The sequence below is a fragment of the Paraburkholderia fungorum genome (assembly GCF_900099835.1).
GTDB classification, from domain to species: Bacteria; Pseudomonadota; Gammaproteobacteria; order Burkholderiales; family Burkholderiaceae; genus Paraburkholderia; species Paraburkholderia fungorum_A.
The window spans coordinates 237,909-264,790 of the sequence record NZ_FNKP01000004.1; the positions used below are offsets into that span (position 1 = coordinate 237,909).

Sequence of the window (26,882 nt, forward strand, 5' to 3'; positions counted from 1 at the left end):
AATTGCGCGTAGGATGAGGGTGGCAGAGATATCCGGTTCACGGTTTCTTTGCCACTTCTTCGAGGCTGACATGCGGCTGGCTGACTTCATCTTGTGTAACATGGAACTAATCGTGGCGCAATGGGAGGCGTTTGCCGGCACTCTGTTGCCGGCCGCCGCAAACATGAAGCCGCCAGCTTTACGCGACCACGCGCCGCAGATCCTGGAGGCGATCGCAAAGGATCTGTCGGCCGCGCAGACGAGGGAAGCACAACTCGAAAAGTCGAGGGGCCACGCCCCAAGCCTGATCGATGCTCCTGAGACCGCCGCGCAGATGCACGCAATTCTGCGGGCGCGAAGCGGTTTCGACGTCAAACAACTGGTAGCAGAATACCGCGCGCTCCGCGCCAGCGTCCTGCGTCTATGGATGGATCGGTGCTCGCGTGACGTACTCGATATGGACGACGTCATCCGGCTCAACGAGGCAATCGATCAGGCCGTCTCAGAATCGCTCGGCGACTTCAGCGCTCAGGTGGACCAGGCGCGCAACCTGTTACTTGGGATGCTTGGGCACGACATGCGCAGTCCGCTTCAAACCATCCAGACGACGGCTTCGTATCTCGTCGCGTTGAACGCCGGGGAGCGTGTGACAAGTGCTGCAGATCGCCTGATCAGAAGCGGCGCCCGCATGCAGTCTCTTTTAGACGATCTATGCGACTTCAACCGGACGAAACTGGGTCTGGGCATCGCGATCGCTCCGACCCTCGTCGACCTGGCGGCTGTCTTCGGCGACGAGCTGGACCAGGTTCGCGCGAACCATCCCGGTCGCCAGCTTGAACTGGAGGTACGGGGAAATATTGAAGGTATTTGGGACGGCCCGCGTCTGCAGCAAATGCTTGGCAATCTCGTTCTGAACGCAATTAGGTATGGCGCGCCGAACACGGTTGTGCGAGTCGTTGTGATCGGTGAGAAGGCGGACGTGCGTATCGTGGTCGCAAACAGCGGACCGACGATTGAACCGTTAGCCCTGCAACAGATCTTCGAGCCGCTAACGCGCGGCGAGGGTCAGAGCGAACGATATGATGAGGGCAGCCACCTCGGCCTCGGACTGTATATCGTGCGCGAAATTGTGAAGGCACATGGAGGCGAAATCGATGTGCGGTCCGAGCAATGCGAAACTGAATTCGCGGTACAGCTGCCGCGTAACAGGTAGCTATTCATTGTGCCGTTGGTCGAAGGCAAAGAAGTCATCCACGCAAATAACTCCCAACCTCAGCGCAAGCATCGACAATCAAACTCGCGAAGAGTCAGCGTCACGTCGCAGACGTGTCCGTCAGAGCACCGATGCTGGCTGCGTGCGCCCGGTCAAATAACAAAGTTTGCACTCTGGGCATAGCGCGTGCTGCAGAACGTTCGGTACTGCGGTGCCATGCCTGGCAATTTTGCCGCGCATCCGCCAGAGCGTCCGCTCTGAGAGCCGGGCGCCCATCGTTGGGTGCGGACAACCATCTGGTTGTGCCGCTGTCCGGGTTGATCCATGGTCGTACGCGATTCCTGACGGGTTCAGGGGCACTTCCGTTCCCTGTTTAATCCCACAACGAGCTGCGTTGGCCAGTCACCGGAGAAGTCTCATGTTTATACATAACAAACGCCTCCAATACACCGTGCGAGTTGCCGCACCGAACCCGGGTCTTGCAAATTTGCTACTGGAGCAATTCGGCGGACCACAGGGAGAGCTTGGCGCCGCATGCCGATACTTCACCCAGGGTGTCGGCGAAGATGATCCTGGCCGCAAGGATATGCTGTTCGATATCGCAACCGAAGAACTCAGCCATCTGGAGATTGTTGGCTCGATCGTTGCGATGCTTAACAAAAGTGCAAAGGGTCAACTTGCCGAAGCCGTCGAAGCGGAGGCCGAGCTGTATCGTTCGATGACCGGTGGCGGAAACGACTCGCATACGACCGCTTTGCTATATGGTGGCGGTCCGGTCCTGACCAATTCCGCCGGAGTACCCTGGAGCGCGGCCTATGTCGACACGATCGGCGAACCGACGGCCGATCTGCGGTCAAACATTGCGGCGGAGGCTCGCGCGAAAATCGTCTATGAACGCCTCATCAATGTCACTGACGACCCGGGCATCAAGGAAACACTTGGCTTTCTGATGACACGCGAAATCGCACACCAGAAGTCGTTCGAGAAGGCATTGCATTCGATCCAGCCCAACTTTCCTCAGGGCAAGCTGCCTGGCGTGCCGCAGTACACGAGCGTGTACTACAAGATGTCGAAAGGCGATGATGCGCCGCGCGGGCCGTGGAACGAGGGGCCGGACTGGGAGTTCGTCGAATCTCCGGAGCCCGCGGTTGACGGAGGGGATGGAACGGCCACGGTTAATGTATCGAAAGTGGACGTAAAGGTGCTGCAGTCGATGGCATCTAGGACTGCGTCAGATACGACTTCGGATCCAACGACGGGTGCAGACCTTGGTATGGGTCAGACCGTCTGACGCTGCAGGCAAATGCGCGGCTGTTAACACGGCCGTGCGTTATTTGCCTCGCGCCCTTCTCGAATGTCTCTTTCGAAAAAGTTCAAGGACCTTTGTGGGTCGATTTCTGCCGACCGCGTCGGACAGCAGGCGGCGGCCATGAACGGTCAGCGGGCCTCACGTTCGAACTGCTGTTCGCGTGCCATCTTGTGACGTTGACGATCGACTCTGATCCCGACTGGATCAGTTTCTGGCGGAAATCAACAGCCCAATGCGCTTCAAACTACGGGAACAGCGCGTCTGATAAGCGTCGGTCGCGAAACTTTCAAAGACGCCAGCGTTTCGCCGGCCTTTCCCGCGCTCGTCGTGCCGACGAACTGGCGTTTCGTTTGACGCGCCAAAATCCACTAAATTATCCGACCGCCAGCACCGAGCCACTTCCGGGCTTCTCGTATCCACTGTTTGGGTGCTCTTTGAGGGATACGGACAGGCACCGTCGGTACTACCGGCACACCACCGTCGGCGCGGGTCTCCTGCAGAGCCCGCCACCTCTTGCTTTCTTCGAGTTCTTCAAGGTTGACTTGATCGTCGATCATAATTTGCACCTAATATAGAGATAAAACTCTTCGCTAGGGACGAAGGCGTCTGCGCCATTCGCGACGCTCGGTTCTCTTCCAGTTCGTGCATCGCCGCCCGCGAAAAGAAGGCAGCCCGCGTCATATGATGTTCCGCTGCTGCCGCGTCGACGCGATCAAGCAGGGTGTCGAGAATGTTAAACCGGAGTTCGACGGCTGTCGAAGACACGCGTGCCAGATCGATATCGATGAACACCCAAAGTCCATCGCTGCCATCCGCTCTGAGAGCGCGTAGCTCTGTGTCACTGGTTGGTGCGGAAATTGGCTGATCACTACCGTCATATGCCTGCTCGATGACCTGCTGCGCGTTGAGTTCGATTTCTGCGCGGGAACTTCCGATCAGGTCGACTCGCGGAAAATCGGGAAAATGCGCATGCAACTGGGTACTGCTGATGCGATTGACGTAAAGCGGATATTTCATGGTAGGGCTCGATCTTGCCAACGGACGGAAATGTGTACGTGCGCGACTCACAACTGCGCCGGTTGAATTTTGCCGTCGATAATGTCCTTGCCATATTGCAATGCAAGGTTTAGTGCATCGACGGATAGAGCGGGTTCGCTGCCTGCAAACTGCACCGCATAACGCTCTGTCCCGGCATTGGAAGACGGTCCCGCATCAATCCTTACGACCGATGCAAAGCGCCTAGGCCCTTTGGCATATGGGTCCCGGTGCAGGGGGAAGACCTGATTTGAATAGGCGCGCAGTTCGTGCCCCCTGTATTCGATGGTTGGAATAGTCATGATAATGTGTTCCTGTTAAACAGAATTTGAGCGAGTAGCGCTATCCGCAAGCTCTGCTGCGGTAAGCCGTTTGGTCGAACTGCTATAGCGACACCGAAATCCGCACCAACTTCCGTGAAAGTGCGGCATACGTATGGCCCTTGTTCGGATAGTTCATGGACGGCGCCACGGCTTGGGCAGGCCATCCCGCCCCCGCTCACGTGACGTGAACGCGGATTTCGGCGCAGAGAACGTGAGGGTGAGCCGCCACTGGGGCATTCGAAGGCTCTGGGTTGCCTACAGACAGCCGGAAGAGCGCTGGGTTGACTTGTGTCTTCTAACCGCACAGTAACGTTATAGACGGCGCCGCAACCGGCTTGGTGCTAGGGCCCGAAGGCATTCAAGGCGCTAGCCTTCAAAGAGTTTGCGTATCAAAAAAACAATTTTGCGGACGAATCCACTGTATACCCTCTGCAGAGGAAGTACAGCGAATCCACCGCACATAAGTAGGCGTGCTCAATAGGGGTATCAACCTCTCACCGACGCGTGACTCCGGGTAGCATGCGCCGTCGGCCGGGCTCTGGATGCCGAGCCTAGATATGTCATCAGCGAATGGCCGTTTGGGGTTAGCCTTGAGACAAACGAAAATGATCACCGAACGGCAGTAACGGGTCGGGAGTACGCACTGCCGACTGGCCGCTTCGGGGCCGCGGAATTTCACTGACCGCTTTAGAGCGATGAGTTAAGGGAGCGGACCGACGTAGCCCGACCCGTTGCAGACAATCGCGGTGCATGCATTGACTGTCCGCTCTATGCGCGATTGCTGACAGCGAGCCGGCAGCGATTGATGCGCCGTCGTCGTCACAATGCGAACGTGGGCCTCTCCTTTAACTTCGCCGGTTGTTTTAGTTAAGCAAACAGAGTCGCGTGCCGTCGAATAAAAGCCTCGACTGTCATGGGTGGCGTCCCGGTGAGGTCCTCGACAACCGTATTCGTACCCGCGAACACGCCATCTTGATAATCAACTGCGACAGACATCAGATGCTGGGCAAACGTATCGCTAAACTTGGCATCGCTATCCAGGCGCTTCCTGAACAGATCCAGGTCGATCGGCCGATATGTCACTTCACGTCCCAAGGCCTTGCTCATCTCCGAAGCAATCTCGTAGTGATTCATTTCCACCGGGCCATGCAATGGATATACCTTTCCTGAATGCGAAACAGGGTCTCTGAGTATGGCGGCAATCACTCGACCCTGGTCTTCTGCCGCAATAGGCGCATGTCGCCCGTCTCCGAAAGGAAGTTGCAGCACACCTTCCTTCCTGATGCTTGCCACCTGTCCAGGATAGGTCAGCCACTGCGCAAAGAAGGTTGGGCGAAGGTGTGTGACCGGCGTGCCGGACCAGTCAAAGATTCGCTCGGAAATCCAGTGATCTCGTGCGGCATGACTCTTCGCCGCTTTGCGAGCTGAGATCTGTGACATGTTCACAATTGCGCGAACTCCCTGCTCACGCGCAGCCTGCGCAAAGTAAGCGCTGGCCGAGACACCGCCTGACTCGATGGGAAATACAAAATAGGCAGAATAGATACCTTCAAGCACAGCGCTGACGTCGTCGATATCCGAGAGATTTCCAACGACCACCTCGACACCCCGCGCCTTAAGCCGCTCGGACCGGTCATCCTCCTTTCGGACCAGTGTCCGCACGCGCTCCCCCGCATCTAGAAGCTCATCTGTCGCGGCTCCGCCGGTATCGCCTGTCGCCCCGGCTACAAAGATTGTCCGATCAGTCATGCAATGTCTCCAGAAATTGCTTCAAGCTGGTGCGCGTACCTCTCGCACATTCCGCCGAAGGCTCGCGCCTATAGTGCATGCGCCTTGAGCCACGCACGGATCGACTGGACAAGCTCGGCTTTGCGTTCGAGAGGAAGCCAATGTCCAGCGGGAAGGTTCGCGACGGAAAGGTCTGTACAACTGGCATGCATGGGTTCGCCGAGCCGGCCGCGGTTGATGTCGCAGATCGCATCCCAATCGCCATTCACGAACAGGACGGGTTGATGCAGACGGCCATTGTCGGGTGCGGTTGAAGTGTAGGCGATGTTGACCGCGTCGTTCAGGTACCACGAATTGGCTGGGCGGAATCCACTGTCGCGAAACGACTGGACCAAAGCATCGAAGTCAGCAGATGGCCACATTGTCGGGTCAGGGGGCGTGGCCGGGGCGCGATGAGCTGAGCCATAGCGCCCACCGTTATTTGTGATCAAGGCCGACGGAGAGACCATGCCCGCGGACGCAGGATTTCCTGGGCGATACAGTGATGCCAACGCCGCAGAGAGGTCTGCCTCGAAGTCACTTACCGTCTGTTCGAAGTGGGTCAGGTAAAACCGATAGTAATCCCACTGTCCGTCGGGATGAAGGTGGAGCGGGTACAGCTGTCGATCGATGAGCGGCAAAAGGCTGGGCAGCGCGAAGCCGTCCGGGAAATAGGGCACCGAAATCAGTACCTGGCCGCGACTGCGGTCGCTGTGCTGTGCGGCAAGCGTCCCGACCACCGGGCTTCCCCAGTCATGCCCGACCCAGATTGCCGGACGCCCTCCCAAATGGTCGTGGAACTCGACCATGTCCTGAACGATCTCGCTCAGGGCGTAGGCCTCGGGCGCGGTCGGACTCGACGAGCCGCCGTAGCCGCGCATGTCTGGCGCGACGCAACGCCAGCCTTCAGCCGAAAATGCCTCGAGCTGGGCGCGCCACATCAGGCCAATTCCCGGCCAGCCATGAATGAAAACCATCACGGGCCCATCGGCCGGTCCGCACTCCCAGTAATGTGTCGTGTGACGTGGCGAGGTGAAGGTGCGCGCGCTCAGTTCAGTCATGGGTGGTCAGTGGGAAGGTTTGAGGACTGACAAGTTCCGGGTCCGGTCCGCCGCGTTCTCCGGTGTCGAGCGCGCTGATTGCCTGGACCTCGTCAGCCGCAAGCGCGAAGCTGAAAATATCGATGTTCTCGGCGATTCGTTCCTGACGCACGGATTTGGGAATTGGACAGGTGCCTATCTGGATCTGCCAGCGCAGAATGATCTGTGCGGGACTTTTTCCGTACTTTGCGGCGAGTTGAGCCACGCCCGGATGGGACAGCGGATCGAGCACCCTTCCCGACGCTTTTGCTTTCTCTCCGTCACGCTTGATACCGCCGATGGGAGACCACGCTTGCGTAACGATCCCCAGCTTCCCGTCGGCTTCGCGAAGTTCCTTTTGGGTGAAGAACGGGTGTACTTCTATCTGGTTCACAGCCGGGATATGTCCGGTTTGCTCGATCAGGTTGCGAAGATGAGCAGAGCTGAAGTTGCACACCCCGATCGCCCGGACGCGCCCCTCCTCAACAAGCTTCATCGCGGCTCTGTAAGATGCGACAGTTTCATCAAAGGCCGAAGGGACGGGCCAATGAGTCAGATACAGATCCAGATAGTCGAATCCGAGCTTGCGCAGACTTCTATCGAAGGCATGGAGAGTCTGGTCGTAACCGTAGTCCGTCATCCACACCTTGGTCGTAACAAAAATATCCTCGCGAGGTACACCGGAAGCGCGAACCGCTTCACCCACCTGCTGCTCATTCATGTAGGCCGCGGCCGTATCGATAAGCCGGTATCCGTTGGCGACTGCCGACTGCACGGCATTCACCGTCTGTTCCGGCTCACTTCGAAACACCCCGAAGCCGAAGCCAGGCATCTCGATTCCATTGTTCAGCTTGAAAACAGGGCCTTTGAAAGTCGCCATCGTCGATTCCATTTGAGTTGATTGTCGTTACGCCGCTGTGTTCATCTGAAGCAACGTCGCTCTATCTCGTACCACGACGCCCGGCGCGTGTTGGCAGCAAGCGCGCTGGTCGAAGTCACGCGGGACTGACGTTGTGTAGGAATTTGACGAGATGCTCATTGACCACGTCCGTGGCTTCGTGCTGCACCCAATGGCCCACATCATCCAGGTCAAGGCTCCCCACGAGACCGGGAAGACCGGCACACATCTGGTTCGCCGTAATCGGATATAGCTCCTGCATGCCATCCGCTTTCCCCCAGATGAAAAACGAGGGTTGGTTGATCCTTGCGCCCTTCCATGGAGCGGACAAGTAGAAATACGGCTCCGCGGCTCGATAGTAGTTCAAGCCACCATGGAAGCCAGTCCGCTGAAATTCAGCGATGTTGTAAGCGACATAATCGGGTTGCGCCCATGACGGTATAGGGATGGGCGCGGCACGGTGGAGGCTTCGGGCCGGATCCATCGGACTCCAACGCTTGTCGGCTGGAGCAGAACCTGAGGCCCAATACAGCATTCCGGGTATGGTGACCGCGGCATCAGCCCAAATCTGATCGGCGTCGGGCCGGATCTGTTCGAACATATAAAAGCGGTCTTGATGGCCCGATTTCCGCATGCGTTCAAACACGCTCACATCCCCACGCGGAACGTAGGGCACGCTCAGGCAAAACACCGCTGTAAATCGATCGGGACGCAGCAGCGCGGCGTTCCATGCGTGTGTGGCCCCCCAGTCGTGGCCCACGAGGACTGCCGTGGGGATATTCAGCGCGTCGAGTAGCCCAATCAGATCCCCTGTCGTGTGCAGCGGTGTGTACAACGTCGCGTCCGTGGGGGCGGAACTGCGGCCATAGCCGCGCATGTCCGGAGCAATTGCCCGGTATCCGGCAGCCGATACCGTTTCCATCTGTCGGCGCCACGTATAGGACGTATCCGGAAAGCCATGGACAAAAAGCACAACCGGTCCATCTCCTTGCTCGGTGACGTGCAAAGAGATGCCATTGGTGCTGATGTCATACTCCTTGAATGTATGACCTCCGCCGGTCAGGGGACTTTGAGCGTTCGCCCGCTGATCCAGCAACAGACTCGCGCCCAACGCAGTGCCATTGGCGAGGAACGTGCGGCGAGCAAGAGAGGATGGCGGTGTCAGAGCAGGTGCCGCTTCGGTGAAATTGCTATCCATGGAGTAGTCTCGGCTAGTCATGCTTCGGTTCGGGGACTCGCACATAGTAGAAGCCGGCGATCGGTCCGGCGGGTCGTTTATCCGACAATTCAGGCCATACTTGCGAAGCGACGTGTATGACGTCGGTATCGACCGCTAGAATCGCAGCCGGGGTCAGACGGAACCGCGAAGTCAGCGACAGCCGGCGCGCTGCTGGAAAGCCCTGCACACCTCGCCCGCATGTCAGAAGCATGTTCGGCTATACAACTTTCCCCAGAGGACATGTCATGCTTCGTATCGGCTATATAGTCACCCCGAATTTTCAGGTGATGATCTTCAGCGGCCTGACAGTGTTTGAAATGGCGAACCGTCTGACAAAAGAACCTCACTACGAGATACGTCTGATTTCTGAGGAAGGTGGGCCCGTCAAAAGTTCTCTCGGATACTCCGTCATGACGGACCGTTTCGATGAGGGTAGTTTCGATACGGTGATCATTGGCGGCGTTATAGATGGCGTGTATGAGCCAAGCCCGGCACTGGTCGATTTTCTACAAACAGCGGTGAAGACCACCCGCCGTGTGGCCTCGATGTGCACCGGAGCATTCTTCCTGGCAAAAGCCGGGATTCTCGACGATCGACGCGCCACGACCCACTGGGCGCATGCTCGCGCATTGCAGAGCAGCTATCCGAAGATCAACGTCGCAGAAGATCGTATCTTCATCGTCGATGGTCCCGTATGGACATCTGCGGGCATGACAGCAGGGACCGATCTGGCGATTTCCATGGTAGAACGCGACCTCGGCGTAGAAATAGCCAGCACCATTGCCAAGCGGATGGTCATGTTCCACCGACGTGCCGGCGGGCAGCTGCAACACTCGACCTTGCTGGATCTCGAAGCCAGAAGTGATCGAATCCAGACCGCATTGGTGTTTGCAAAGAATAATTTGCACACTCAGTTGACGGTGGACCGACTCGCCGAAGCCGCCAATTTGAGCGTGCGGCAGTTCACCCGCGCGTTCCGCGAGGAAACAGGGCAATCACCCGCGAAGGCTGTGGAAAATTTGCGGCTAGAAGCAGCGCGTCTCATGGTTGAGCAAGGCCGGTTGCCTATCGACGTTGTTGCGCGAGAGACTGGTTTTGCTGATCCAGACAGAATGCGTCGGGCGTTTTTGCGGGCGTTCGGTCAGCCGCCTCAAGCTGTTCGACGTGCAGCGCGGGGGTAAGCAAGCGGCTAAGGCGAACCGGGCAAAAGCGGACCAAGATCGAATCGTTGCTCGCTCCAATTCTCAACGCCGAGAAAGCGACCACGGATGCTGTAAACCAAAGTGGCTCCTTTGGTGTCAGTACCGGTCATTCTGATCCATCTGTTCGACTGTCGCTTGTTGGCCGATCGGGTGAGTTCGCCAGCGGCCGCTTACTGGCTTTCCAGTTCGCTGAACATGGATTCGATTGAATGACTGGTTTGGAGGAAGCTGTCTGACCGGGTTGGGTCGGGCATCGCCCATCGGGAATTGGCGCAGACTGACTCTCCCTTCATCAGAAAGGAGTTTGTCATGGAATCGATCATCAGCACGAGCGTGCCTCATGTCCCGTGGAACAAGGGCAAGCTGACCGGGCAAAAGTCACCGCTGAAGCTCAAGGAAATTTGGGCCATTCGAATCCGCCTTCAACTAGCCGGAAAAACCCGTGATCTGGCGATGTTCAATCTGGCAATAGACAGCAAGCTGCGAGCGTGCGACCTGACGAAGCTGCGGGTGCGAGATGTCTGCATAGGCACTCGTGTAGCGCCCCGCGCGACTGTCATGCAGCAGAAGACGCAGCGGCCGGTGCAATTCGAGATCACCGAGCAAACGCGGGAAAGCGTCGAAAACTGGATCAGGACAGCTGGGCTGTCTACCTCCGACTTTCTGTTCCCCGGCCGAATTCACACGTCACCTCATCTTTCAACTCGTCAGTACGCGAGGATCGTGCATCGTTGGATAAAATCGATCGGGCTCGATGACACGGCCTATGGCACGCATACGATGCGCCGAACGAAAGCATCGCTAATTTACCGCCGTACAAAGAACCTTCGGGCGGTACAGCTCCTGCTCGGCCATACAAAACTGGAGAGTACGGTCCGGTATCTCGGCATTGAGGTCGACGACGCGCTCGAGATGGCTGAACAAACCGAAGTGTGAGCATCCCGGCCGGGCGGCAATCGGACGCGGTCCGGCCATTAGCGGCCGGTCGAGGTCGTCATCCAGTTCGGCTAACGGAGACCCCATACGTCCCTGCTGAATGGCCGTTGTTCGGCAAGCTGATTTCCCTTGGGACTGCCGCAAGCCGGCCATGATGGGCCATTCGTCCGGCGCTACTGAATGGCCGGTCATGGGAAGAAAGAGGGCGTTCGCACAGCATCGCCGATCCATAGAATGGTACGTGTCGTTAGAAAGAGTCCAGACGCGCATTCGCAAGTCCGGGTTACCTCAAATACTAATTCGTGAGATTCAGGGCTTCATCTGCTTCGCGCTTCGCGCCTTCGGCCGCGCCCTGCATATTGGTCGGAACCGGGGCAAGTTCAATCGTGACCTTCTCAAGCTTGCCTGTGAAGGCAAACGGCATCTTCTCCATGTAGTCCATGAAAACGGGGGTGCCAGTGTCCTCACCCACATCCATAGTCTCGTCAAAAGAGTAGCGATTACGGACAGTTTGTTTGATATGTCCCTCGGCGACCTTTTTGTCGTTGACGTACAGAGTGCCGGTACCGCCCTTGCCCACGCCGCCGCCGTCATACGCAAATTCGAAGCGAATCTGAACCTTGCCGGCCGGCAACTTCTCGTTAGACGCGATCGTCGTGAACTCTTCCTTCATCCAGTTGTAGATGAACTGCGGTGTACCGTTGATGACCCGCAGCGCCCAGCCGGAAAAGAGGCCGCCTTGGGTAATCAGGATTCCGTTGGCGTCGCCATTGGTGTCGACATAGGCTGTGATCTTGTAGGACCGGTTTTTCATGTCCGGTGCGCTGCCTTCCGGGAGCCGCACCATGCCCGGATAAAACGTGATCTTGTTGACGCCCTCCAAAGCGCCGGCAGGACGACCTGTGAGCTTTGTACTGAAACGCTCGACTGCGCGATCGTCCAATGGAAGCACGTTGTATTTCCTCGCTTCGACCATGAACGCAGCCTGCATTTCCTTGAGCTTCTGCGGGTTCTGAGCCGAAAGATCATCGTGCTCTGTAAAGTCGTTGGCGAGGTTGTAGAGCTCCCAGGTATCTTTGTCGAAATTCCCCTTGGATTCTGCATCTGTCCACGGCTTCATGCCATGCGTCGTCGCGGCAATCCATCCATCCTTATAGATAGCGCGCGCTCCGGCCATTTCGAAATACTGAACATGACGCCGACTGGGCGCGTTGGCGTTTGCCTGGTCAAAGGTGTACATCATGCTGATGCCGGACATGGGTCGCTGCCTGACGCCATTGACCTCTTTGGGTTGCGGAATATGCGCGGCTTCAAGAACGGTCGGGACGATGTCACTCACGTAATGAAATTGAGTACGTATATCGCCTCCATCTTTGATCCCCTTTGGCCAGAAGATCACCAGTCCGTTGCGCGTGCCTCCGAAATGAGAGGCTTCCCGTTTGGCGTACTTGAAAGGCGAGTTGGTGGCAAGGGCCCAACCTACCGGGAAATGGTTGTAGGTCGTCGGTCCGCCAATTGCATCGAGATTCTTCAGCGCTTCTGGAACGGCGTCGGGCCGGTAACTGTTCAGGTCCGCTGCAATCTCGTTGAGCGTCCCGCTGAATCCGCCCTCGGCGCTAGCACCGTTATCGCCGACAGCGTAGACGACCAACGTATTGTCGGAGATGCCGAGATCGTCCACGGCGGCAAGCATGCGTCCGACCTCCTCGTCAGCATAGGCGAGATAGCCCGCATAGACCTCCATCATCCGCGCGTAAACCTTCTTCTGATCCGCGCTGAGTTGGTCCCACTCACCGACTTCCCCAGGAATCGGGTTGTATTTTGAGTTGGCGGGAAGGATGCCCTGTTGCTTCATCCGGTTAAACGTCTCTTCGCTAACCTTGTTCCAACCCTGGTCGAACTGCCCCTTGAACTTGTCGGCCCATTCCTTGGGCGCGTGATGGGGAGCATGGGTCGCTCCGGGTGCGAAGTAAACGAGAAAAGGCTTGTTGGGTGCTATGGACTTCTGATTGCGAATCCAGGTGATTGCGTGATCTGTCATGTCTGACATGAAGTGATAATTCTTCACGCCAGGCTTCTCGACGGGTTTGGTGCCTTCAATGATCGCAGGCGACCATTGATTCGTATCGCCACCGTTGAATCCATAAAAGTACTCGAAACCCATGCCTGTGGGCCATTGAGAGAATGGGCCAGTTGCGCTCGTCTCGGAGTCAGGGGTGTTGTGATTTTTGCCAAACCAGGCGGTGTTATAGCCGTTGTCTTTCAGAATTTCGCCAATCGTTACGGAAGTGTCCGGCAGGATGGCGTTATAGCCTGGAAAACCCGTGGACATCTCAGCTACTACGCCGAAACCCTCTTCGTGGTGGTTGTGACCTGTCAAAAATGCCGCTCGTGTTGGAGAACAGAGCGAGGTGGTATTCCATTGTGTATAGCGCAATCCGCCTTTGGCTAAGCGGTCAAGCGTAGGTGTTGGAACGGGCCCGCCGAAGGTTGACGTTGCGCCAAACCCGACGTCATCGAGAAGAATCAGAATGATATTCGGCGCACCCGCCGGCGCCGCACGATTCTTTGGAAAGTCCGGCTTCGAGTCCGCAAAGGTCGTGCCGATCGTACCCTTGAATTCTCCGGGACGGCGATCAGGTAGGACAGTGCCCGGGGTAGCCGAAGGCATGGCATTTTGTTGCGCCTGTACGGAAGTTGTCGACACGAGAGAGACCGCGATCGCGACCGTTTTTAGCAAAGACCGGATTCTGCGAATCATCTGAGCCACCTCGCAACGCGATTGTTGGACAAATTGTCGACGGTGCCACCTAACGCGGGGCTAAAACCACCGCACCATTTTCCGCCAATCATCGCCCAGTCTTGTTGCCCTCAAGGGCAAAATGGGTTGCCCAATACCCTATTAGGGTCGCCTTAAGGCACCGACAGCTATCCGTCTCAGTTCGGCCTTTGGAGTTACTGAACCGAGCGCCTCATTCTGGCCCATCGGGTGAGTTCGCCAGCGTCCGCTTACTGGCACTCCGGTTCGCTGAACATGGATTCGGCTGAATGACCGGTTTGGAGGAAGCTGTCTGACCGGGTTGGGTCGAACTAAGCCCGTCGCCTAGCGGCCTGACGTAGATCGATATCTGTTCAGCATAGGACCAGGTTCGGCCGGTGACTGCCTTATGCGACTAGCATACGTCGGCCCGGATCGGACCTCTGAGATCGCTGCAAGCGACCGGTCGATACGCTATTGTGCTGCAGTTTTATACTCCCTCGGTCACGTAGCCCTAACCGCGATATGAGCCCAGCACCGCCCGACGATCTGCAAGCAGACTTTATGAAACAATGCGATCTCCTTATGAGCAGAAATGCGCAGGCCCATTGCTATCGCAGCATGACTTGGAGCGCTGGACCGAGATTGCCGGCTCGACGAAGCGCGAGGCGTACGACATGATGGCTCGACATTTGGCTGTTGGCTTTCATGAACGCCGACTTCCCGTCTGATTTTGTGACGCAGTCTTGATCGCTGTAATCTGTTTCTTATTTCGGGCTTCTGGATTGCATTCGTTGCTTCGATATTTGTTGGCATCGCGATTGCCGTTTTCAAGGCATCGGAAATGAAAGATTGGATTTCGCGTTGCAAGTTCAGTACAGGTGAGCACTACCCCACGCTCGAAGCTGAAGTTCGTGCGTTTACGTCGGCTGCTGGAAGCTAAACCATGGACGAGCGATTGATGAAGAAGTGCATCGGCCAGCCTGTGCCCGAGTGGGATATGGCGCACAGGTTGCCGATCAACCGATCTGTCGGTCCAGAGGTTCAGGATTTCGGGGCGACCTTTTGTACCAACTCCACGTTCATGGATGTGACGGAGCCGTCATACCTGGACAAGCAATGGGTGCTGGCAGGGGCCGCGCTAGCCTGCGCGGGTATGGCTATCGGCCCATACGGTTATGTGGTTTCTCATGCAGAACCTGGGCCGGCTTTCTGGATGTTCGCTTTTGACTGCGTGGCTCTTCTAGTTGTCGCGGCGTTCGGCTCGTTGGTGTGGAAAATTGCGCGAGGTTTGGTGTTTGGTCTGAGGTACCGGCCGATTCGTTTCCATCGCAGTGAAGCCAGGCTCTACGCAATCCATGCACCGCGGTACTTCGCCAAGCCTGGCGACGGCGATGTCGTATGGGAAGCTCCGTGGACAAGCGATTCGATCTTCTGTCTGCACCGCGAGGAAACGCCATTCGGGACGGTATTTCACATCCGGCACTATACGGTCGATGCCAAAGGCAACGTCGTCCGGGCGTTCTCGATCGGCCGGGAGTGGACTGGCAAGGCACAGGTTGAGATGGCCTTGGCGCAATGGAATTACTGGTGCAGGTACATGAGCGATGGGCCGAGTCGCTTGCCGAAGCCTATGCTGTTCCACACCCAGCGCGAAACGCTGCGAGAGTCGTTCCTGTTTTCAATGTACGGCTTCGGAATGCGTGCCCCCGCGTTTTTGCGCATTATCATGATGCCGCAGATCCTGCTGTTCACAGGATTGCGGGCTCTCGCAAACGTAACCAACCGTGCCCCGGTCTGGCCAGCCGACGTTGAAAAGATCAGTTCGATTGCGCAGAACGACCCCTATGCAGAGCCGCGCCACAAAACCCCGGTCGGCTGGGGAGACACCGTGCTGGCCCAGCAACGCGGCGACTATCCAGAGAACCCGAAGGCGCGGGCTGAAGACTGGACCGGTGAAGTCGATGGCAAGGTGCACGCGGTAGCCTGGCTCGCGAATCCGGCAGCGCTTGTGGAACGGTCCGTTGTGCGAGGGGTGCAATGAAAGATTGAGCAGTGCGCGGCCACAATGCACTTCGATCACGGTTTGCTGGCCGGCGGCCTTGACGGTTCACAGATTCGTCCGCGCTCGTTGCCGCACCCGTCCCGCATCGTCGAATACTTCCGGCGCTGCGTGTCCAGTTCTCCCGTTCTCAGAACCGCCTTCCGATGCGGCGGATAACGAAGATATGACACAGCCCTCATCAACATTCATGACTTGTCGCACGTTTCCGTTCGCTTATTGGCGGAGGACCGCTTTCGGGCTGGCGCCGCCGCCCGAACGTTCTACTCCCGAAGCACACGTCCGTCTTTTCCTGGTCGGACCCGCTCCTATGCCGAATAGATATTCGATCTGCGTCAGGCCGTTAGGCGACGGGCTCAGTTCGACCGAGGCCGTGTGAAAACGCGAAAATACTCGGTTTTCAGGTGTCGCTTTACCCGTCCCAAGTGGCAACCAAGCCAATACTGCGCGATCTGAAGGGTTAATTTTTCACGAGCCGCATTCAACGCGAGTTTTCACGCGGTCTCGGCCACTTTCGGACGTTCGGATCAGCTGGTAGATCGTCGACAATTTGTGCGCACATCGTAGGCCTACCTGCATCCCCGCGATGCACGTCCCAAGACTTCTAAGCGGGTGCAACCACCTCGACTTTAATGCGATCAGGATCCTCGCAATAGAGTGCGTAGTGTTCGGGTCCACCGGCAAATGGGTGCCGATCTTCGTACAGGAGGCGGAAATTGTTCTCCCGTATCCAGAGCGTTATTTCATCGACCTGCTGGCGTGAGGCTGCAGAAAATGCAAGATGATTCAATCCGACGCGTCTACGATCGTATCCGTCCGCCGACAGCGACCCGCTGGCTTGAACAAAGACAATATATGTGTCATCAAGTTTGTAACTCCGGCCGCTGTCCCAAGCTTGGTATTCGACGTACGCAAATTGCTCGAGAAGTGGCTTCCAAAATTATAGCGAGACTTGTAGTGAAGAGACGTTTAGCTCAATGTGGTGCAGCCTACCGGGTAAGTGCATGAGTGGTGACTCCGATGACTTAATGAGCGCCTACGCTGCCGTAATTATTTTTCGTTCGCAAGTGGGACAAAGGGAAAACTTCCTGCGCAAGCTTCATATGCTGTCCACACGCAGATGACGACATCGTGGACGTCTGCTCTCTGCGGTCTTGATCGTCCCATATGGGTCGGGCTGCGTCGGTCCGCTCCCCGACTTCATCGCTCTAAAGCGGTCACTGAAATTCCACGGCCCCGAAGCGGCCAGTCGGCAGTGCGTACTCCCGACCCGAAGCCGACTGTCGAGCCGTACGAGATCGAACGGCCGTTCCACAAGGTATAGCGATGATTCACCGAGTTCCGGCCCCAATGAACATCTCGCCGCCTACGAACGACGAGAAGTAGGCTTACCTCGAGAAGCCTTGCGCCTTGGTGCAGTGTTGCCCGGGCTCGTACGCATCACCTCGTGGATCACGTGAGCGAGCCGCTCAGCTGACGATGTCATTTGTGCGTGACCAAAGCCACTAAAACCCAAAACCAACCCCATTCGCTCCGTACCAGCGGCGTACATGGGCGAGACGGCGCGAACTGAAACGCCAGCCTGTGCCGCTTGCTCAGACACGTACCGATCGTCGAGACAATCGGCCAACCAAAGCACAAGATGCATGCCCTGGTCACCTGGATCAATCCATGCAACCTCGCTTGGAAGGATGCGCTCCAGCGTGCGTATGAGGTGATGTCGCTGTTCTCCATACGCTTTGCGTACCCTTCGGATGTGGCGTTCCAGGTGACCCTCTTCGATGAAAGCGGCCAACGCATACTGATCCGCGCTCGGAGGATGTCGGTCCATCAAAATGCGCGCGCCGCAGAAAGCGTCAACCAGTTCGGCGGGCGCGATCACATATCCCAGACGCAGCGACGGGAAGAGAACCTTGCTGAACGTGCCCAGATACACCACCCGTTCGGGGGTTTCGCCCTGGAGCGACGGAAACGGATGCCCTTCATAGCGTAGCTCGCTGTCGTAATCGTCTTCGACGATCCAGCTACCGGTCGAACGTGCCCATGCGAGCAGCGCGTTGCGACGCGACATGCTCAACGGCATCCCAAGCGGATATTGATGCGACGGTGTAACGAAGGCCGCGCGCGCACGAGGCGCCATCCGCACACCAGCAGCCACATCGATACCTTCTGCATCGACGGGAAGCCGGACAATCGTCTCCCGATGTCCCATGCTGTCGAGAATCGCGGTGATGCCCCGATACGCGGGATTCTCGACCCAAACCTGGTCACGTGCGCCCAGCAGGACCTGGCATGCGAGATATAACCCCTGCTGTGTTCCGCTCGTCACGACAACCTGTTCCGGCTCGCATCGAACGGAGCGCGATTTCCGTACATGACCCGCAATGGCGCGTCGCAGCGCCAACGCGCCAAGCGGATCGGCGTAGCCAGCAGGTGCACCTGGGCCGCGTGCCCGCGTGCGGTTGCCAAGCCGACGCCAGATTTCACCGGGCGCGGTCGTGCCGATGGGCACAGAGATCGCAAATGGCACGGGTGGCAGCGGCCGGAATTCGCGTGCGATCTGAGCATAAACGTGGGCTCGCTCGGGCACTTCGGAGGCCTTCTTCGAATGGCGTTTGCGATTCAGCACGCCAACGCCGGCTTGCGGTGCGAGAGCCCGAGCCACACTCGTTCCCGCCCGGTCCGTGGAATCGAGAACGCCTTCGGCGATCAACTGCTCGTACGCCTCAACCACGGTTCCGCGACTTATCTGCAGGGTTTCAGAGAGAGTGCGAGTGGATGGCAAGGCGTCACCGGGATGGAGGACGCCCTTGCTGACGGCATCCCGCAATGCAGAGACGAGCTGACGACTCAAGCTGCCGCTGTTGCGATCCAACGTGCTCAACCACGGCAAGTCCGCCGTACGAGCTGTTCTAGCCATGATTCTGGTCTCGTCGATTTGATCAAAACTGGTTCTTCAGGATAAACCACTTTCAAGCGAAACTCCTGAAATCCCTTCCAAAAGGGTTTCCCAAGATCCACTTGATGAGATAGCCACAATGTACGTGCCCGCCCAGTTCGAAGAATCCGATGTAAAAGCAATGCACGCGCTCATTACGCAGCGCGCCTTTGGCACTCTGGTGACGCACGGTAGCGGGGGACTGGACGCGAACCATGTGCCGTTCGAGCTTTGCGCCTCCGAGGACGGGATTGGGACGCTGCAAGCGCACGTTGCACGCGCCAATCCGGTCTGGCAGGACGTGGAGGACGGCGACGAAGTGATGGTTATATTTCACGCTGGTGACGGCTACATCTCTCCGAACTGGTATCCGAGCAAGCATGAGCATCATCAACAGGTGCCCACCTGGAACTATGTCGTCGTACATGCGCACGGTAGAATTCGTATCCGCGATGACCTGAAATTCGTGAGGGGTGTCGTGGCACGTTTGACACGTACGCACGAAGCCCATGAATCGAAACCATGGAAGATGGGAGATGCTCCAGCCGACTATCTGGACGAACAGCTTCAGCACATTGTTGGTCTAGAGATCGAGATCACGAAACTTGCTGGCAAGCGCAAGCTGGGTCAGCACAAAGATGTTCGCGATATCAAAGGTCCAGCGGAAATGCTCAATGCCCGCGGCAACCATCAAATTGGCGACGCAATGCTCGCGTGTGCCGCAAAGAAGGATGAGTGACCGGGGTCGCAGATTAGAGCAGATGTTTTTATTGGAAACCGTACATGTACTCTTCCACCTTCATCTTTCGCGCTGGCGAGTATGACGATGAATTTCATCGACTCGATCAGGACATCGCAAAGCTCGCACGTTCGATTGCTGGATATCTTGGCGAGGAGACGTGGGAGAGCCAGGACGGCGGTCTGATCCAGAACGTCTATTACTGGGAGTCTCTAGAGGCGTTGGACAAATTGATCAATGACCCAGTACATCAGACAGCGAAGGCGAAACAGGCTCGTTGGCTTGACGGCTACCGCGTGGTGATAGCCGAAGTATTGTGTGAATACGGCGATGGAAAATTACCTTCGCCCTATTCGATATCCGCTGTTTGAAACCTTCACCAGTCGCCATGTTCAACATTTGTCGAGAAGCAGAAGTCCGCCGAATGCGATAAATAGCGTTCCGGCCAGACGATTGAATGCTTTACGGAGCGCTGGACGGGCAAGCAATCGGCGGACGTGGCGGCTACCCGTACCATATACGCAATACCAGAACGTCTCGCACGCCACGAAACAAGCTATCACGATTGCGTACTGAGGATAGGGATTTGACAGGCTGTCAACGAACTGCGGCATGAAGGCCGTGCCGAAGATCAGCAACTTGGGGTTCGTCAGGCCAATGGAACATGCTTTACCGAACATTTGCAGTGACGATTCCGCCTTGGTCGATTTAGCGGCTGGTGAAATTTCGTCTGTCGCCAGCCATTGCCGTATTCCCAGATAAACCAGATAAGCGACGCCGGCATATTGCACAACATGGAAGCAAAGCCCCGAGGCGCGCATCAATGCTCCAAGCCCCGCTGCCGACAGTGCGAGGACAAGGACAAGGCCGAGAAGACATCCTCCCATCGCGGGTAAGCTGCGCCGGAAGCCAAACTGGACACAGCGGGTAAGCACGTGAAGCATGTTCGGGCCAGGAGTCGAGCAGATTAGAAATGCAGAAACCAGAACTGCGAGCATTGCGTGAGTGGTCATCTTTGTCCTTATTCAACCGGGTTTTTGGGTGGCCGTAGCGAGATATACGCCAACTGCGATCGATCGCTTTGAACTGCGCCGCATGTGAAGCAATAGCGCCAGAATATCGATGGACGGCTATAAGGAAAAACGATGAATTCTCACGGAATCGGTGAGGCAGACTCACGCAAGTCAAAACGGAAGCTTCCGTCTCTTCACGCGTTGCGGTGCATGGAAGCCGCTGTTCGAGAGGAGAGCTTTACGCGTGCTGCGGAGTCGCTTCACCTGACTCATGGCGCAGTAAGTCGCGCTGTTCGTCTGCTCGAAGAGGAGTTAGGCGTTCCATTGTTTGAGCGTCGAAACCGGCGCGTATTCGCGACCGCGGCCGGCCGTAAGCTTGCAGAGGCTGTGTCGCTTGGATTCGAACTTGTGGCGAACGCCTGCGAAGAGTTGCGAGAAGCTTCAGACGACACAACCCTAACCTTGGCTTGCGAGCCGACATTGATGATGCGCTGGCTGATTCCGAATCTGCCTTCTCTACAAAACTTTCGACCGCAAATTAACGTGCACCTGGTGGCCGCTTCTGGACCGGCGTTGGGGTCTGGGGTTGACATGGCGATCCGCCGTAATGACGTCGAATGGGGCACGGGGATCGAGGCTGTCAAGTTATTCGAAGAGCGGGTTGGTCCCGTCTGCCGAAGTGATCTCGTTAATCGATATTTTGGAAAGCGCCATGGCTTGCCATACACCAAGGCCGCGGCGCCAATTCTGCACACCAGAACTCGCGAGTCTGCATGGGACACTTGGTCCTCGATCACGCGTACTAGCCTCCAAAACACAAGCGAAGAAACCTTCGAGCATTTCTACTTCAGTCTTCAGGCAGCCAGTGCTGGTCTCGGCGTCGCCATAGGGCCATGGCTGCTTGTACGCGACGAAATTAAGAGTGGGCAGCTCGCTGCACCTATGGGATTCGTCGAAGATGGATCAACGTACTTTTTAGTTTCCAGAAGACCGTTCGTCTCGAGTCCGGCACGAACTGCAGTACGAGACTGGCTGCATGAGCTGGCCAGCTCTGCCCGTGATTGAAGTGTTGGCCGATGTGCGCTGGCACAATCGACGTGTATGCAGCGGGAACTTGACCACGACAATGTTCGAGTGACCGCGCCGGAAACAGTAGGCGACGTTCGAGTGCGCGCATAGGGCACTCGTCGAAGGTCTGCTACTGGCCGCACACGGTCCGACCGTAAGCCGCCGTCGGCACCTCCGCGATCGTAGTTGGGGCCTTTATGCCTGCCCCGCGATCTCCCAGCGTCTGGCAATGGCGGTCCACTGAGCCGGGTTGAAGCGATAACACTGCCCACTAGGGTGCACGGACGTGTGGATAAGCAGATCGGGCCGCAACGCCTGCAGCAGGCGTAAGGCACGCCGCGCCGGTCCGCCGACTAGCACGACGGTGCGCAGCCGTGGTAGCAACGGGAGCAGGTGGCGAATTTCATCGCCCCCGCGACGGACCTCCTCTGCGTTGTACCTAATCGTCGCGTTCCAGCCGGGCATGACGTTCCACAGGATTGTGCGTTTTTCGTTCGATTCCGGCCGTACGCATGAAGTTGAAGATGTTCTCAGCCGTCTGATCGTTGTTGTTCCTGCTAATGAAGCCAGAACCCACTCGCTTGCCCGTGGGTGATGTCATGGGACCCGGCTTTTCTAGGAGAAACAGCATGTCCGCCTCGGTGCCGCCGTCGAGCGGATCGAAGTCTTGAAACTCCCAGTCGGAGTGCATCAAGCGCAGCCCCTCGACGTACGCCGCGAGCGGTGCGACGTGGGTCTCTGTTAGCATCGCGCGGCGGAGCGCGATCGCCTCGGGCGAGTGCAGCGTGCGCGGAGCGTCATCGAGCGTCATGGTTGACTCAAATGGTGCGGAAACAGCGCATTAGTCCTGCGAAGGGTCGATGCCGTCGCGATTGTCGGCGATCTGTGCGCCAAAGTCGACCGGCTGCTTGTGGCCGAACCCCGTCCTGTGATGAACAGATCATCGGTCTGCGTCAGGCTGCCGGGCGACGGGCTCAGTTCGACCCAGAACGGTCCCACGGTGTGAGCAAAAGCAGTCGTCCGTAGTCTCGAGTGAATTGCTCCGAGACGCTGCTCAGAGTAGCTCAAGCAAGGTGTTATAGAGTAACGGCTTCCTTCCAGGTGCAAGCCTTTGTGCTCCCGAGCAATCTTGTTTCTGGCACGCCGTCAGCGGTCCGAAAATTTCATTTGATAGATTGCTCTTGCGAGCCTTCGCAAGAATTGTTGTTGCCGAGCGCTGCCTGCGATACAACGCGTTGAGAGATTTCGCCAAATGGTGCATTTCCCTCGGAGTCACGGGCAACTATTCTCACGTGGTCGCCGAATCTCATGAAATCTGTTTTTGGTTGCCCATAGTCCAGCATCTCAATGACTCTCCGCTCTGCGATACAAGCTGAGCCCGCGCTGCGATCGATATTCGACACCGTCCCGGAGCCGATGATCGTGCCCGGAGTGAGGCGGCGGGTGCGCGCTGCATGAGCAATGAGCGCGCCAAAGCTGAAGTTCATCTCACGGCCATGTGGATGGCCGAACCATGCTCGGTTCCACTCAACGTGCAACCGCAAATGTACTCTCCCGTCGCGCCAGTTCAAGCCCAATTCGTCTGGCGTGATCGCGATCGGCGCAAAGCTGGTCGACGGCTTTGCCTGAAGGAAACCGAATCCACTTTTCATCTCTCGAGGACCCAGCGCGCGCAAGCTCCAATCGTTGAGTTGGACGACCAACCGAATGTGGTCAAGAGCATCGATCGCACTGGTCCCGGGCGGAACGCAATCGGTCACGACACCAAATTCACCTTCGAAATCAATACCGTCCGCCTCGTCAGGCAACGGCACCAGCGCGGTCGGCCCAAGGAAGTCATCGCTTGCGCCTTGGTACATGACCGGTATGGTTTCAAAATCGGGAATTGGATCAGTGTTGAATGCACGTTCCATCAATCGACCATGATTGAGGAAGGCTGACGCATCGCACCATTGCGGGCTCCGTGGTAACGGTGCGGCGCAAGCAGAAGGATCAAATTCGAACGAATCAAGAGCTAGACCTTCATTCAACGCGTTATAGCGCTCTTGTAGCCGGAGAGCTACTTCGCTCCAGCGCTCCAGCGCGCTCACGAGCGTCGGCACGATGTCGCATGCGTGCACAGCTCGTGACAAGTCTCTCGAAACAATCAACAAAAGACCATCCGGGCTGCCAGTGGCAAGTGTTGCGAATTTCAAGGCGCCTCCTGTTCGATGATCGCGACCGCACGCGTCCATCCTGCCGACGCCTTTCGAATCTTGTGTGGAAAACAACTGATCGTGAAGCCGTGTGGCGGCAGCGCTTCCAGGTTGTGCAACTTCTCGAGGTGACAGTAGCCTATCTCACGCCCAGCCTTATGGCCTTCCCAGATCAAAGACGTGTCGCCGCTTTCCGCGACACGCTTTGCCGTGTACGAAAACGGCGCATCCCAGCTCCAGGCGTCGGTGCCGGTCAGACGTACACCCCGGTCAAGCAGATAGAGTGTGGCCTCGTGCCCCATGCCGCAACCAGCATTCACATAATCACTATGACCATAGCGCGATCCAGCGCGCGTGTTGACGACCACGATGTCAAGTGGCTGAAGATTATGGCCGATCCGGATGAGTTCAGCCTCCACGTCGGCAGCCGTTACCACGTATCCATCGGGGAAGCGACGAAAATCCAGCTTTACGCCTGGCTGGAAGCACCACTCGAGCGGTACTTCGTCAATGGTAATTGAAGGTTTTGATTCGCCAAGACGGGCGTCCATTGTCGAATGGAAATGCCAGGGTGCGTCAAGGTGTGTGCCGCTATGCGTCGTTAGCGTGACCCATTCAGCAGCGGCGGCCTCGCCATCCGGATAGTCTTCGGGCCGCGTGCCTGGCAGCATCGCCATGAATTCGGGCAACGTATCCGCGTGCTTCTGGTAGGTGATCTTGGGCGCGAGCGGAGGCGGATCGGAGAGGACGTCGTTTTCGAGATAAATCGAAATATCGATGAATTGGCGGACTGGTTTCATGGTGTGGGACTTTTGGGTGCGATTTGTCGAGGAATCTGGAAGAAGCACAAGAATGCGACTGCGCCGACACCAATTGCGGCGAAACCAAGGCTGCCATGGCCATAAAAGCGTACGAGTGTTCCACCCAGCAGTGGCCCAATAGCGGCACCGGTCATCAGCATCGCGGGCGTCGCGGCTGTCGCGCGCCCTGAATTGTCTAACCTGGCCAGCAGACCGAAGGCGAATGTATGGCAGAAAATCATTACAGCGGGGAACGCAGCGGTCGCGACCGCATAGAAGACGAAGGCGCGGCTTTGCGAGATTACGAGCGCCAGTACCGCTTGCACGAATGGCCCAATTAGCACCACGAGCCGGGCGTCTACCCGCCGCTGCAAGACCGCCGCGAGCGGGGCCGGCAAGAGATTGACGAGGCCAAGCGCGATCAGCACAGAGGTCACGGCAGCTACACTAAAGCCATCCTCGGTGCCGATGCGAGCTATGAAGCTGGCCAGCATTGCCTGCGTCATCGCCATGCAACTCACACCTGCGATGCAGAACCACACAGGCCATGCGAGTGGCGACATTGTGCGCGTCGATATCGTTTGCGGTTGTGCTGCAGGGAAGACGATTGCGCAGACCAACGCGGCTAGCGCCATTGATGCAGCGACAGCTCCGAAGAACGCAATGCCGCCGCGCGTCGAAATTAACACTGGTGTGAGGCCAAGGAATACGATCGAAAAGCCGCCAAGCGACAAGCCTGCGAACGCGAACAGTCGGTGCGGATTTGCACTGTGTCCAATGGTTCCGTGCGTGATGCTGAGACTACAACCGACGGCGAGACCTGCAACCAAATGCAAGAGGGCCATCAGTGCATAGCTTTGGACCGTCCCGGCGTAGAAAAAAGCGATGGCCGCTGTCGCGAACCCGATTGGCACTGCGCCTCTGCCTCGTAGACGTGCGAGAAGCGGCGAGCATATTATGCTGCTCGCCACCACTCCCGCGAGGAATAGCGTCGGCAACGCGCCCGCACGCTGAGCATCGAGGCGGTAGGCGCCGATCAGCGTAGCGACCCAAACCGGCAACGCGACGAGGTCGACCATTCCGGCGCAGTGCGCAATCATTAGGGCGACGACGGATCCCTTGGTAAAGCCTCGGCTCGCCCCTGTGTCCGCCGGTTGCGCCGCATGAGAAACAACGACATTGGGTTCCATTCGTGTCCCCTTCAGATGGCGCGTGCGAGATATTGGTGCGTCTCGTGCATGATGCGGGTGTGTTCGGCGCGGTCGCCATTGGTGATCTCTATCTCACCCAGTCTCCCCGAATTCTCGACGACCAGACGGCAACGCTCCCAACGTCGTTCCTCGAACGCTATCAATGCCGCCTCTACCGTCGTAGCACTCGTCAGTTCTTCGGCAAGGACGATCCCATCCTCAATACCGATACCAGCGCCTGATGCCATATGCGGCGTCGTGGCATGAACCGCGTCGCCTATTAACACAATGCGACCGCGGGACCATGCTCGCGGCATCAACATACTCTCGAGCGGACGATAGATAACGGAAGAATGCGGGCCGATCTGCTCGCGGGCTGCCTGCAGGACAGGCGCGCTGAAAGGCGCAAGCAGGTCACGCAAGAGTTCCTGCGCCGTCGTTGGGTCGACATAAATCCTTTCCGGGCTGTCCACAGTCACGAAGAGATACATCTCTTCCGCAGACACCGGATTCAGGCCGGCCTTGACCTTGTGACCAAGCCACATTGATGCGCAGTTAATTTCAGCGGGGCGAGGTAGTACCGCGCGCCACACTCCCTGGCCCGTATAGCGAAGATCAGGCGCCTCAGGGAAGATCGCTGCACGCACTGTTGAGTAGAGGCCATCAGCACCGACGACGAGATCGTAGCGTGCCTGCGTCCCGTCCGTCAGCGTAACCGAGACATGATCGTTGTGCGGCTCCAGCTTTGCGAAGCTGCAGCCAAGCTTCACGTTCACACCAGCCGCTCTCGTTGCCTGTGCAAGAATTTCCGCGAGTGCGGGCCGCATGATCGCACCGCCGCCTGGAACGTCTTCGCCAGCAACGCGTGGAGTCGGGATGGACCCAAATGGCGCACCGGTGGGCGCGAACAGGTTGACGCCGTCACTCGCATGGCCGCGCTTAAGGAATGCTTCGATCACGCCGACTGTGCGCAATGCGCGAAGGGTGGGACCGCCAATGCTGATGCCAGCGCCATACGAGCGCCAGCCCGCATCGATCTCCACCAGGTCGACTTCCAGACCACGCTTCGCGCATTCGATGGCCGCAGCCATGCCTGAAAATCCGCCGCCTATGATCAGGACGCGTTTCAGGGGCATATTCATCTTGGTGTCTCCTTGTA

The 26,882-nt window shown here is 57.5% G+C and carries 22 protein-coding genes; 8 read left to right on the top strand and 14 right to left on the bottom strand.

Translation table 11 applies throughout. From position 1 onward, the window contains the following. Positions 1–70 precede the first annotated feature (70 nt). Together BLS41_RS36720 and BLS41_RS36725 are read left to right on the top strand one after the other, a co-directional pair. Entirely contained in the window at positions 71–1,192 is a 1,122-nt protein-coding gene (locus BLS41_RS36720; RefSeq protein WP_074774924.1) for a sensor histidine kinase, read from the top strand. Positions 1,193–1,610: 418 nt separating this feature from the next. Further along, positions 1,611–2,483, top strand: a complete 873-nt coding sequence (locus BLS41_RS36725) for a manganese catalase family protein (RefSeq protein ID WP_074774224.1) — start codon at positions 1,611–1,613, stop codon at positions 2,481–2,483. A 549-nt stretch (positions 2,484–3,032) separates the two neighbouring features. Here BLS41_RS36725 and BLS41_RS36735 read toward each other — a convergent pair. From BLS41_RS36735 to BLS41_RS36760, 6 genes are all read right to left on the bottom strand, one after another. Further along, positions 3,033–3,518 (bottom strand): type II toxin-antitoxin system HicB family antitoxin, encoded by a 486-nt coding sequence (locus tag BLS41_RS36735; RefSeq protein WP_074774230.1) that lies wholly within the window; start codon positions 3,516–3,518, stop codon positions 3,033–3,035. A gap of 47 nt (positions 3,519–3,565) precedes the next feature. Further along, positions 3,566–3,838, bottom strand: a complete 273-nt coding sequence (locus BLS41_RS36740; protein ID WP_074774233.1) for a hypothetical protein — start codon at positions 3,836–3,838, stop codon at positions 3,566–3,568. An 888-nt stretch (positions 3,839–4,726) separates the two neighbouring features. Further along, positions 4,727–5,608: an NmrA family NAD(P)-binding protein gene (locus BLS41_RS36745; protein ID WP_074774236.1), complete on the bottom strand. Its 882-nt coding sequence runs from the start codon at positions 5,606–5,608 to the stop codon at positions 4,727–4,729. Between the two features lie 68 nt (positions 5,609–5,676). Then, positions 5,677–6,687, bottom strand: a complete 1,011-nt coding sequence (locus BLS41_RS36750; protein WP_074774239.1) for an alpha/beta fold hydrolase — start codon at positions 6,685–6,687, stop codon at positions 5,677–5,679. Next, positions 6,680–7,585 carry an aldo/keto reductase gene (locus BLS41_RS36755; RefSeq protein WP_074774242.1) on the bottom strand — a complete coding sequence of 302 codons (906 nt, stop codon included), beginning with the start codon at positions 7,583–7,585 and terminating at the stop codon, positions 6,680–6,682. Before BLS41_RS36755 ends, BLS41_RS36750 begins: the two co-directional genes overlap by 8 nt. 115 nt (positions 7,586–7,700) lie before the next feature. Beyond that, positions 7,701–8,801 (bottom strand): alpha/beta fold hydrolase, encoded by a 1,101-nt coding sequence (locus BLS41_RS36760; RefSeq protein ID WP_083380289.1) that lies wholly within the window; start codon positions 8,799–8,801, stop codon positions 7,701–7,703. Positions 8,802–9,067: 266 nt separating this feature from the next. Here BLS41_RS36760 and BLS41_RS36770 point away from each other — a divergent pair, with 266 nt between their 5' ends. Together BLS41_RS36770 and BLS41_RS36775 are read left to right on the top strand one after the other, a co-directional pair. Next, positions 9,068–10,003, top strand: coding sequence for a GlxA family transcriptional regulator (locus BLS41_RS36770; protein WP_074774931.1), 936 nt, complete (start codon positions 9,068–9,070; stop codon positions 10,001–10,003). A 330-nt stretch (positions 10,004–10,333) separates the two neighbouring features. Next, complete coding sequence (locus BLS41_RS36775; protein WP_074774252.1) at positions 10,334–10,960, top strand: tyrosine-type recombinase/integrase; 627 nt, start codon at positions 10,334–10,336, stop codon at positions 10,958–10,960. 295 nt (positions 10,961–11,255) lie between these two features. Here the strand turns inward: BLS41_RS36775 and BLS41_RS36780 are convergent, their stop codons facing one another. Next, positions 11,256–13,721: an arylsulfatase gene (locus BLS41_RS36780; RefSeq protein WP_074774256.1), complete on the bottom strand. Its 2,466-nt coding sequence runs from the start codon at positions 13,719–13,721 to the stop codon at positions 11,256–11,258. Between the two features lie 943 nt (positions 13,722–14,664). Here BLS41_RS36780 and BLS41_RS36785 point away from each other — a divergent pair. Beyond that, on the top strand, positions 14,665–15,762 hold the full coding sequence (locus BLS41_RS36785) for a DUF6708 domain-containing protein (RefSeq protein WP_074774260.1): 1,098 nt from the start codon (positions 14,665–14,667) through the stop codon (positions 15,760–15,762). Positions 15,763–17,146: 1,384 nt separating this feature from the next. Here BLS41_RS36785 and BLS41_RS36795 read toward each other — a convergent pair. After that, the gene (locus BLS41_RS36795; protein ID WP_074774263.1) at positions 17,147–18,700 is read right to left on the bottom strand and encodes a MocR-like pyridoxine biosynthesis transcription factor PdxR; all 1,554 of its coding nucleotides are present in this window, start codon (positions 18,698–18,700) and stop codon (positions 17,147–17,149) included. Between the two features lie 118 nt (positions 18,701–18,818). Here BLS41_RS36795 and BLS41_RS36800 point away from each other — a divergent pair, with 118 nt between their 5' ends. Continuing rightward, positions 18,819–19,457, top strand: a complete 639-nt coding sequence (locus BLS41_RS36800; RefSeq protein ID WP_074774266.1) for an FMN-binding negative transcriptional regulator — start codon at positions 18,819–18,821, stop codon at positions 19,455–19,457. 44 nt (positions 19,458–19,501) lie between these two features. Next, entirely contained in the window at positions 19,502–19,828 is a 327-nt protein-coding gene (locus tag BLS41_RS36805; protein ID WP_074774269.1) for an antibiotic biosynthesis monooxygenase family protein, read from the top strand. Positions 19,829–19,849: 21 nt separating this feature from the next. Here BLS41_RS36805 and BLS41_RS36810 read toward each other — a convergent pair whose 3' ends face one another. Next, positions 19,850–20,470: a LysE family translocator gene (locus BLS41_RS36810; RefSeq protein ID WP_074774272.1), complete on the bottom strand. Its 621-nt coding sequence runs from the start codon at positions 20,468–20,470 to the stop codon at positions 19,850–19,852. Positions 20,471–20,602: 132 nt separating this feature from the next. Here BLS41_RS36810 and BLS41_RS36815 point away from each other — a divergent pair, with 132 nt between their 5' ends. After that, positions 20,603–21,535: a LysR family transcriptional regulator gene (locus BLS41_RS36815; RefSeq protein ID WP_074774275.1), complete on the top strand. Its 933-nt coding sequence runs from the start codon at positions 20,603–20,605 to the stop codon at positions 21,533–21,535. A gap of 442 nt (positions 21,536–21,977) precedes the next feature. Here the strand turns inward: BLS41_RS36815 and BLS41_RS39875 are convergent, their stop codons facing one another. From BLS41_RS39875 to BLS41_RS36840, 5 genes are all read right to left on the bottom strand, one after another. Continuing rightward, a complete protein-coding gene (locus tag BLS41_RS39875) occupies positions 21,978–22,349 on the bottom strand; it encodes a uracil-DNA glycosylase family protein (RefSeq protein WP_253189929.1) in 372 nt (123 codons plus the stop codon). A 352-nt stretch (positions 22,350–22,701) separates the two neighbouring features. After that, positions 22,702–23,733, bottom strand: a complete 1,032-nt coding sequence (locus tag BLS41_RS36825; protein ID WP_074774278.1) for a fumarylacetoacetate hydrolase family protein — start codon at positions 23,731–23,733, stop codon at positions 22,702–22,704. Beyond that, the gene (locus BLS41_RS36830) at positions 23,730–24,533 is read right to left on the bottom strand and encodes a cyclase family protein (protein ID WP_074774281.1); all 804 of its coding nucleotides are present in this window, start codon (positions 24,531–24,533) and stop codon (positions 23,730–23,732) included. Before BLS41_RS36830 ends, BLS41_RS36825 begins: the two co-directional genes overlap by 4 nt. After that, positions 24,530–25,723: an MFS transporter gene (locus tag BLS41_RS36835; protein ID WP_216350662.1), complete on the bottom strand. Its 1,194-nt coding sequence runs from the start codon at positions 25,721–25,723 to the stop codon at positions 24,530–24,532. The genes BLS41_RS36830 and BLS41_RS36835 overlap by 4 nt, the downstream gene beginning before the upstream one ends. An 11-nt stretch (positions 25,724–25,734) precedes the next feature. After that, a complete protein-coding gene (locus BLS41_RS36840) occupies positions 25,735–26,865 on the bottom strand; it encodes an FAD-dependent oxidoreductase (RefSeq protein ID WP_074774291.1) in 1,131 nt (376 codons plus the stop codon). Positions 26,866–26,882 lie beyond the last annotated feature (17 nt).

What these genes read in the sequence shown, in the direction of transcription:
- BLS41_RS36740 (WP_074774233.1), bottom strand. Translation starts at nt 3,838, where the DNA reads ATGACTATTCCAACCATCGAATACAGGGGGCACGAACTGCGCGCCTAT.
- BLS41_RS36815 (WP_074774275.1), top strand. Translation starts at nt 20,603, where the DNA reads ATGAATTCTCACGGAATCGGTGAGGCAGACTCACGCAAGTCAAAACGG.
- BLS41_RS36785 (WP_074774260.1), top strand. Translation starts at nt 14,665, where the DNA reads ATGGACGAGCGATTGATGAAGAAGTGCATCGGCCAGCCTGTGCCCGAG.
- BLS41_RS36805 (WP_074774269.1), top strand. Translation starts at nt 19,502, where the DNA reads ATGTACTCTTCCACCTTCATCTTTCGCGCTGGCGAGTATGACGATGAA.
- BLS41_RS36745 (WP_074774236.1), bottom strand. Translation starts at nt 5,608, where the DNA reads ATGACTGATCGGACAATCTTTGTAGCCGGGGCGACAGGCGATACCGGC.
- BLS41_RS36750 (WP_074774239.1), bottom strand. Translation starts at nt 6,687, where the DNA reads ATGACTGAACTGAGCGCGCGCACCTTCACCTCGCCACGTCACACGACA.
- BLS41_RS36840 (WP_074774291.1), bottom strand. Translation starts at nt 26,865, where the DNA reads ATGAATATGCCCCTGAAACGCGTCCTGATCATAGGCGGCGGATTTTCA.
- BLS41_RS36830 (WP_074774281.1), bottom strand. Translation starts at nt 24,533, where the DNA reads ATGAAACCAGTCCGCCAATTCATCGATATTTCGATTTATCTCGAAAAC.
- BLS41_RS36720 (WP_074774924.1), top strand. Translation starts at nt 71, where the DNA reads ATGCGGCTGGCTGACTTCATCTTGTGTAACATGGAACTAATCGTGGCG.
- BLS41_RS36800 (WP_074774266.1), top strand. Translation starts at nt 18,819, where the DNA reads ATGTACGTGCCCGCCCAGTTCGAAGAATCCGATGTAAAAGCAATGCAC.
- BLS41_RS39875 (WP_253189929.1), bottom strand. Translation starts at nt 22,349, where the DNA reads ATGACGCTCGATGACGCTCCGCGCACGCTGCACTCGCCCGAGGCGATC.
- BLS41_RS36755 (WP_074774242.1), bottom strand. Translation starts at nt 7,585, where the DNA reads ATGGCGACTTTCAAAGGCCCTGTTTTCAAGCTGAACAATGGAATCGAG.
- BLS41_RS36735 (WP_074774230.1), bottom strand. Translation starts at nt 3,518, where the DNA reads ATGAAATATCCGCTTTACGTCAATCGCATCAGCAGTACCCAGTTGCAT.
- BLS41_RS36775 (WP_074774252.1), top strand. Translation starts at nt 10,334, where the DNA reads ATGGAATCGATCATCAGCACGAGCGTGCCTCATGTCCCGTGGAACAAG.
- BLS41_RS36725 (WP_074774224.1), top strand. Translation starts at nt 1,611, where the DNA reads ATGTTTATACATAACAAACGCCTCCAATACACCGTGCGAGTTGCCGCA.
- BLS41_RS36780 (WP_074774256.1), bottom strand. Translation starts at nt 13,721, where the DNA reads ATGATTCGCAGAATCCGGTCTTTGCTAAAAACGGTCGCGATCGCGGTC.
- BLS41_RS36770 (WP_074774931.1), top strand. Translation starts at nt 9,068, where the DNA reads ATGCTTCGTATCGGCTATATAGTCACCCCGAATTTTCAGGTGATGATC.
- BLS41_RS36810 (WP_074774272.1), bottom strand. Translation starts at nt 20,470, where the DNA reads ATGACCACTCACGCAATGCTCGCAGTTCTGGTTTCTGCATTTCTAATC.
- BLS41_RS36760 (WP_083380289.1), bottom strand. Translation starts at nt 8,801, where the DNA reads ATGGATAGCAATTTCACCGAAGCGGCACCTGCTCTGACACCGCCATCC.
- BLS41_RS36795 (WP_074774263.1), bottom strand. Translation starts at nt 18,700, where the DNA reads ATGGCTAGAACAGCTCGTACGGCGGACTTGCCGTGGTTGAGCACGTTG.
- BLS41_RS36835 (WP_216350662.1), bottom strand. Translation starts at nt 25,723, where the DNA reads ATGGAACCCAATGTCGTTGTTTCTCATGCGGCGCAACCGGCGGACACA.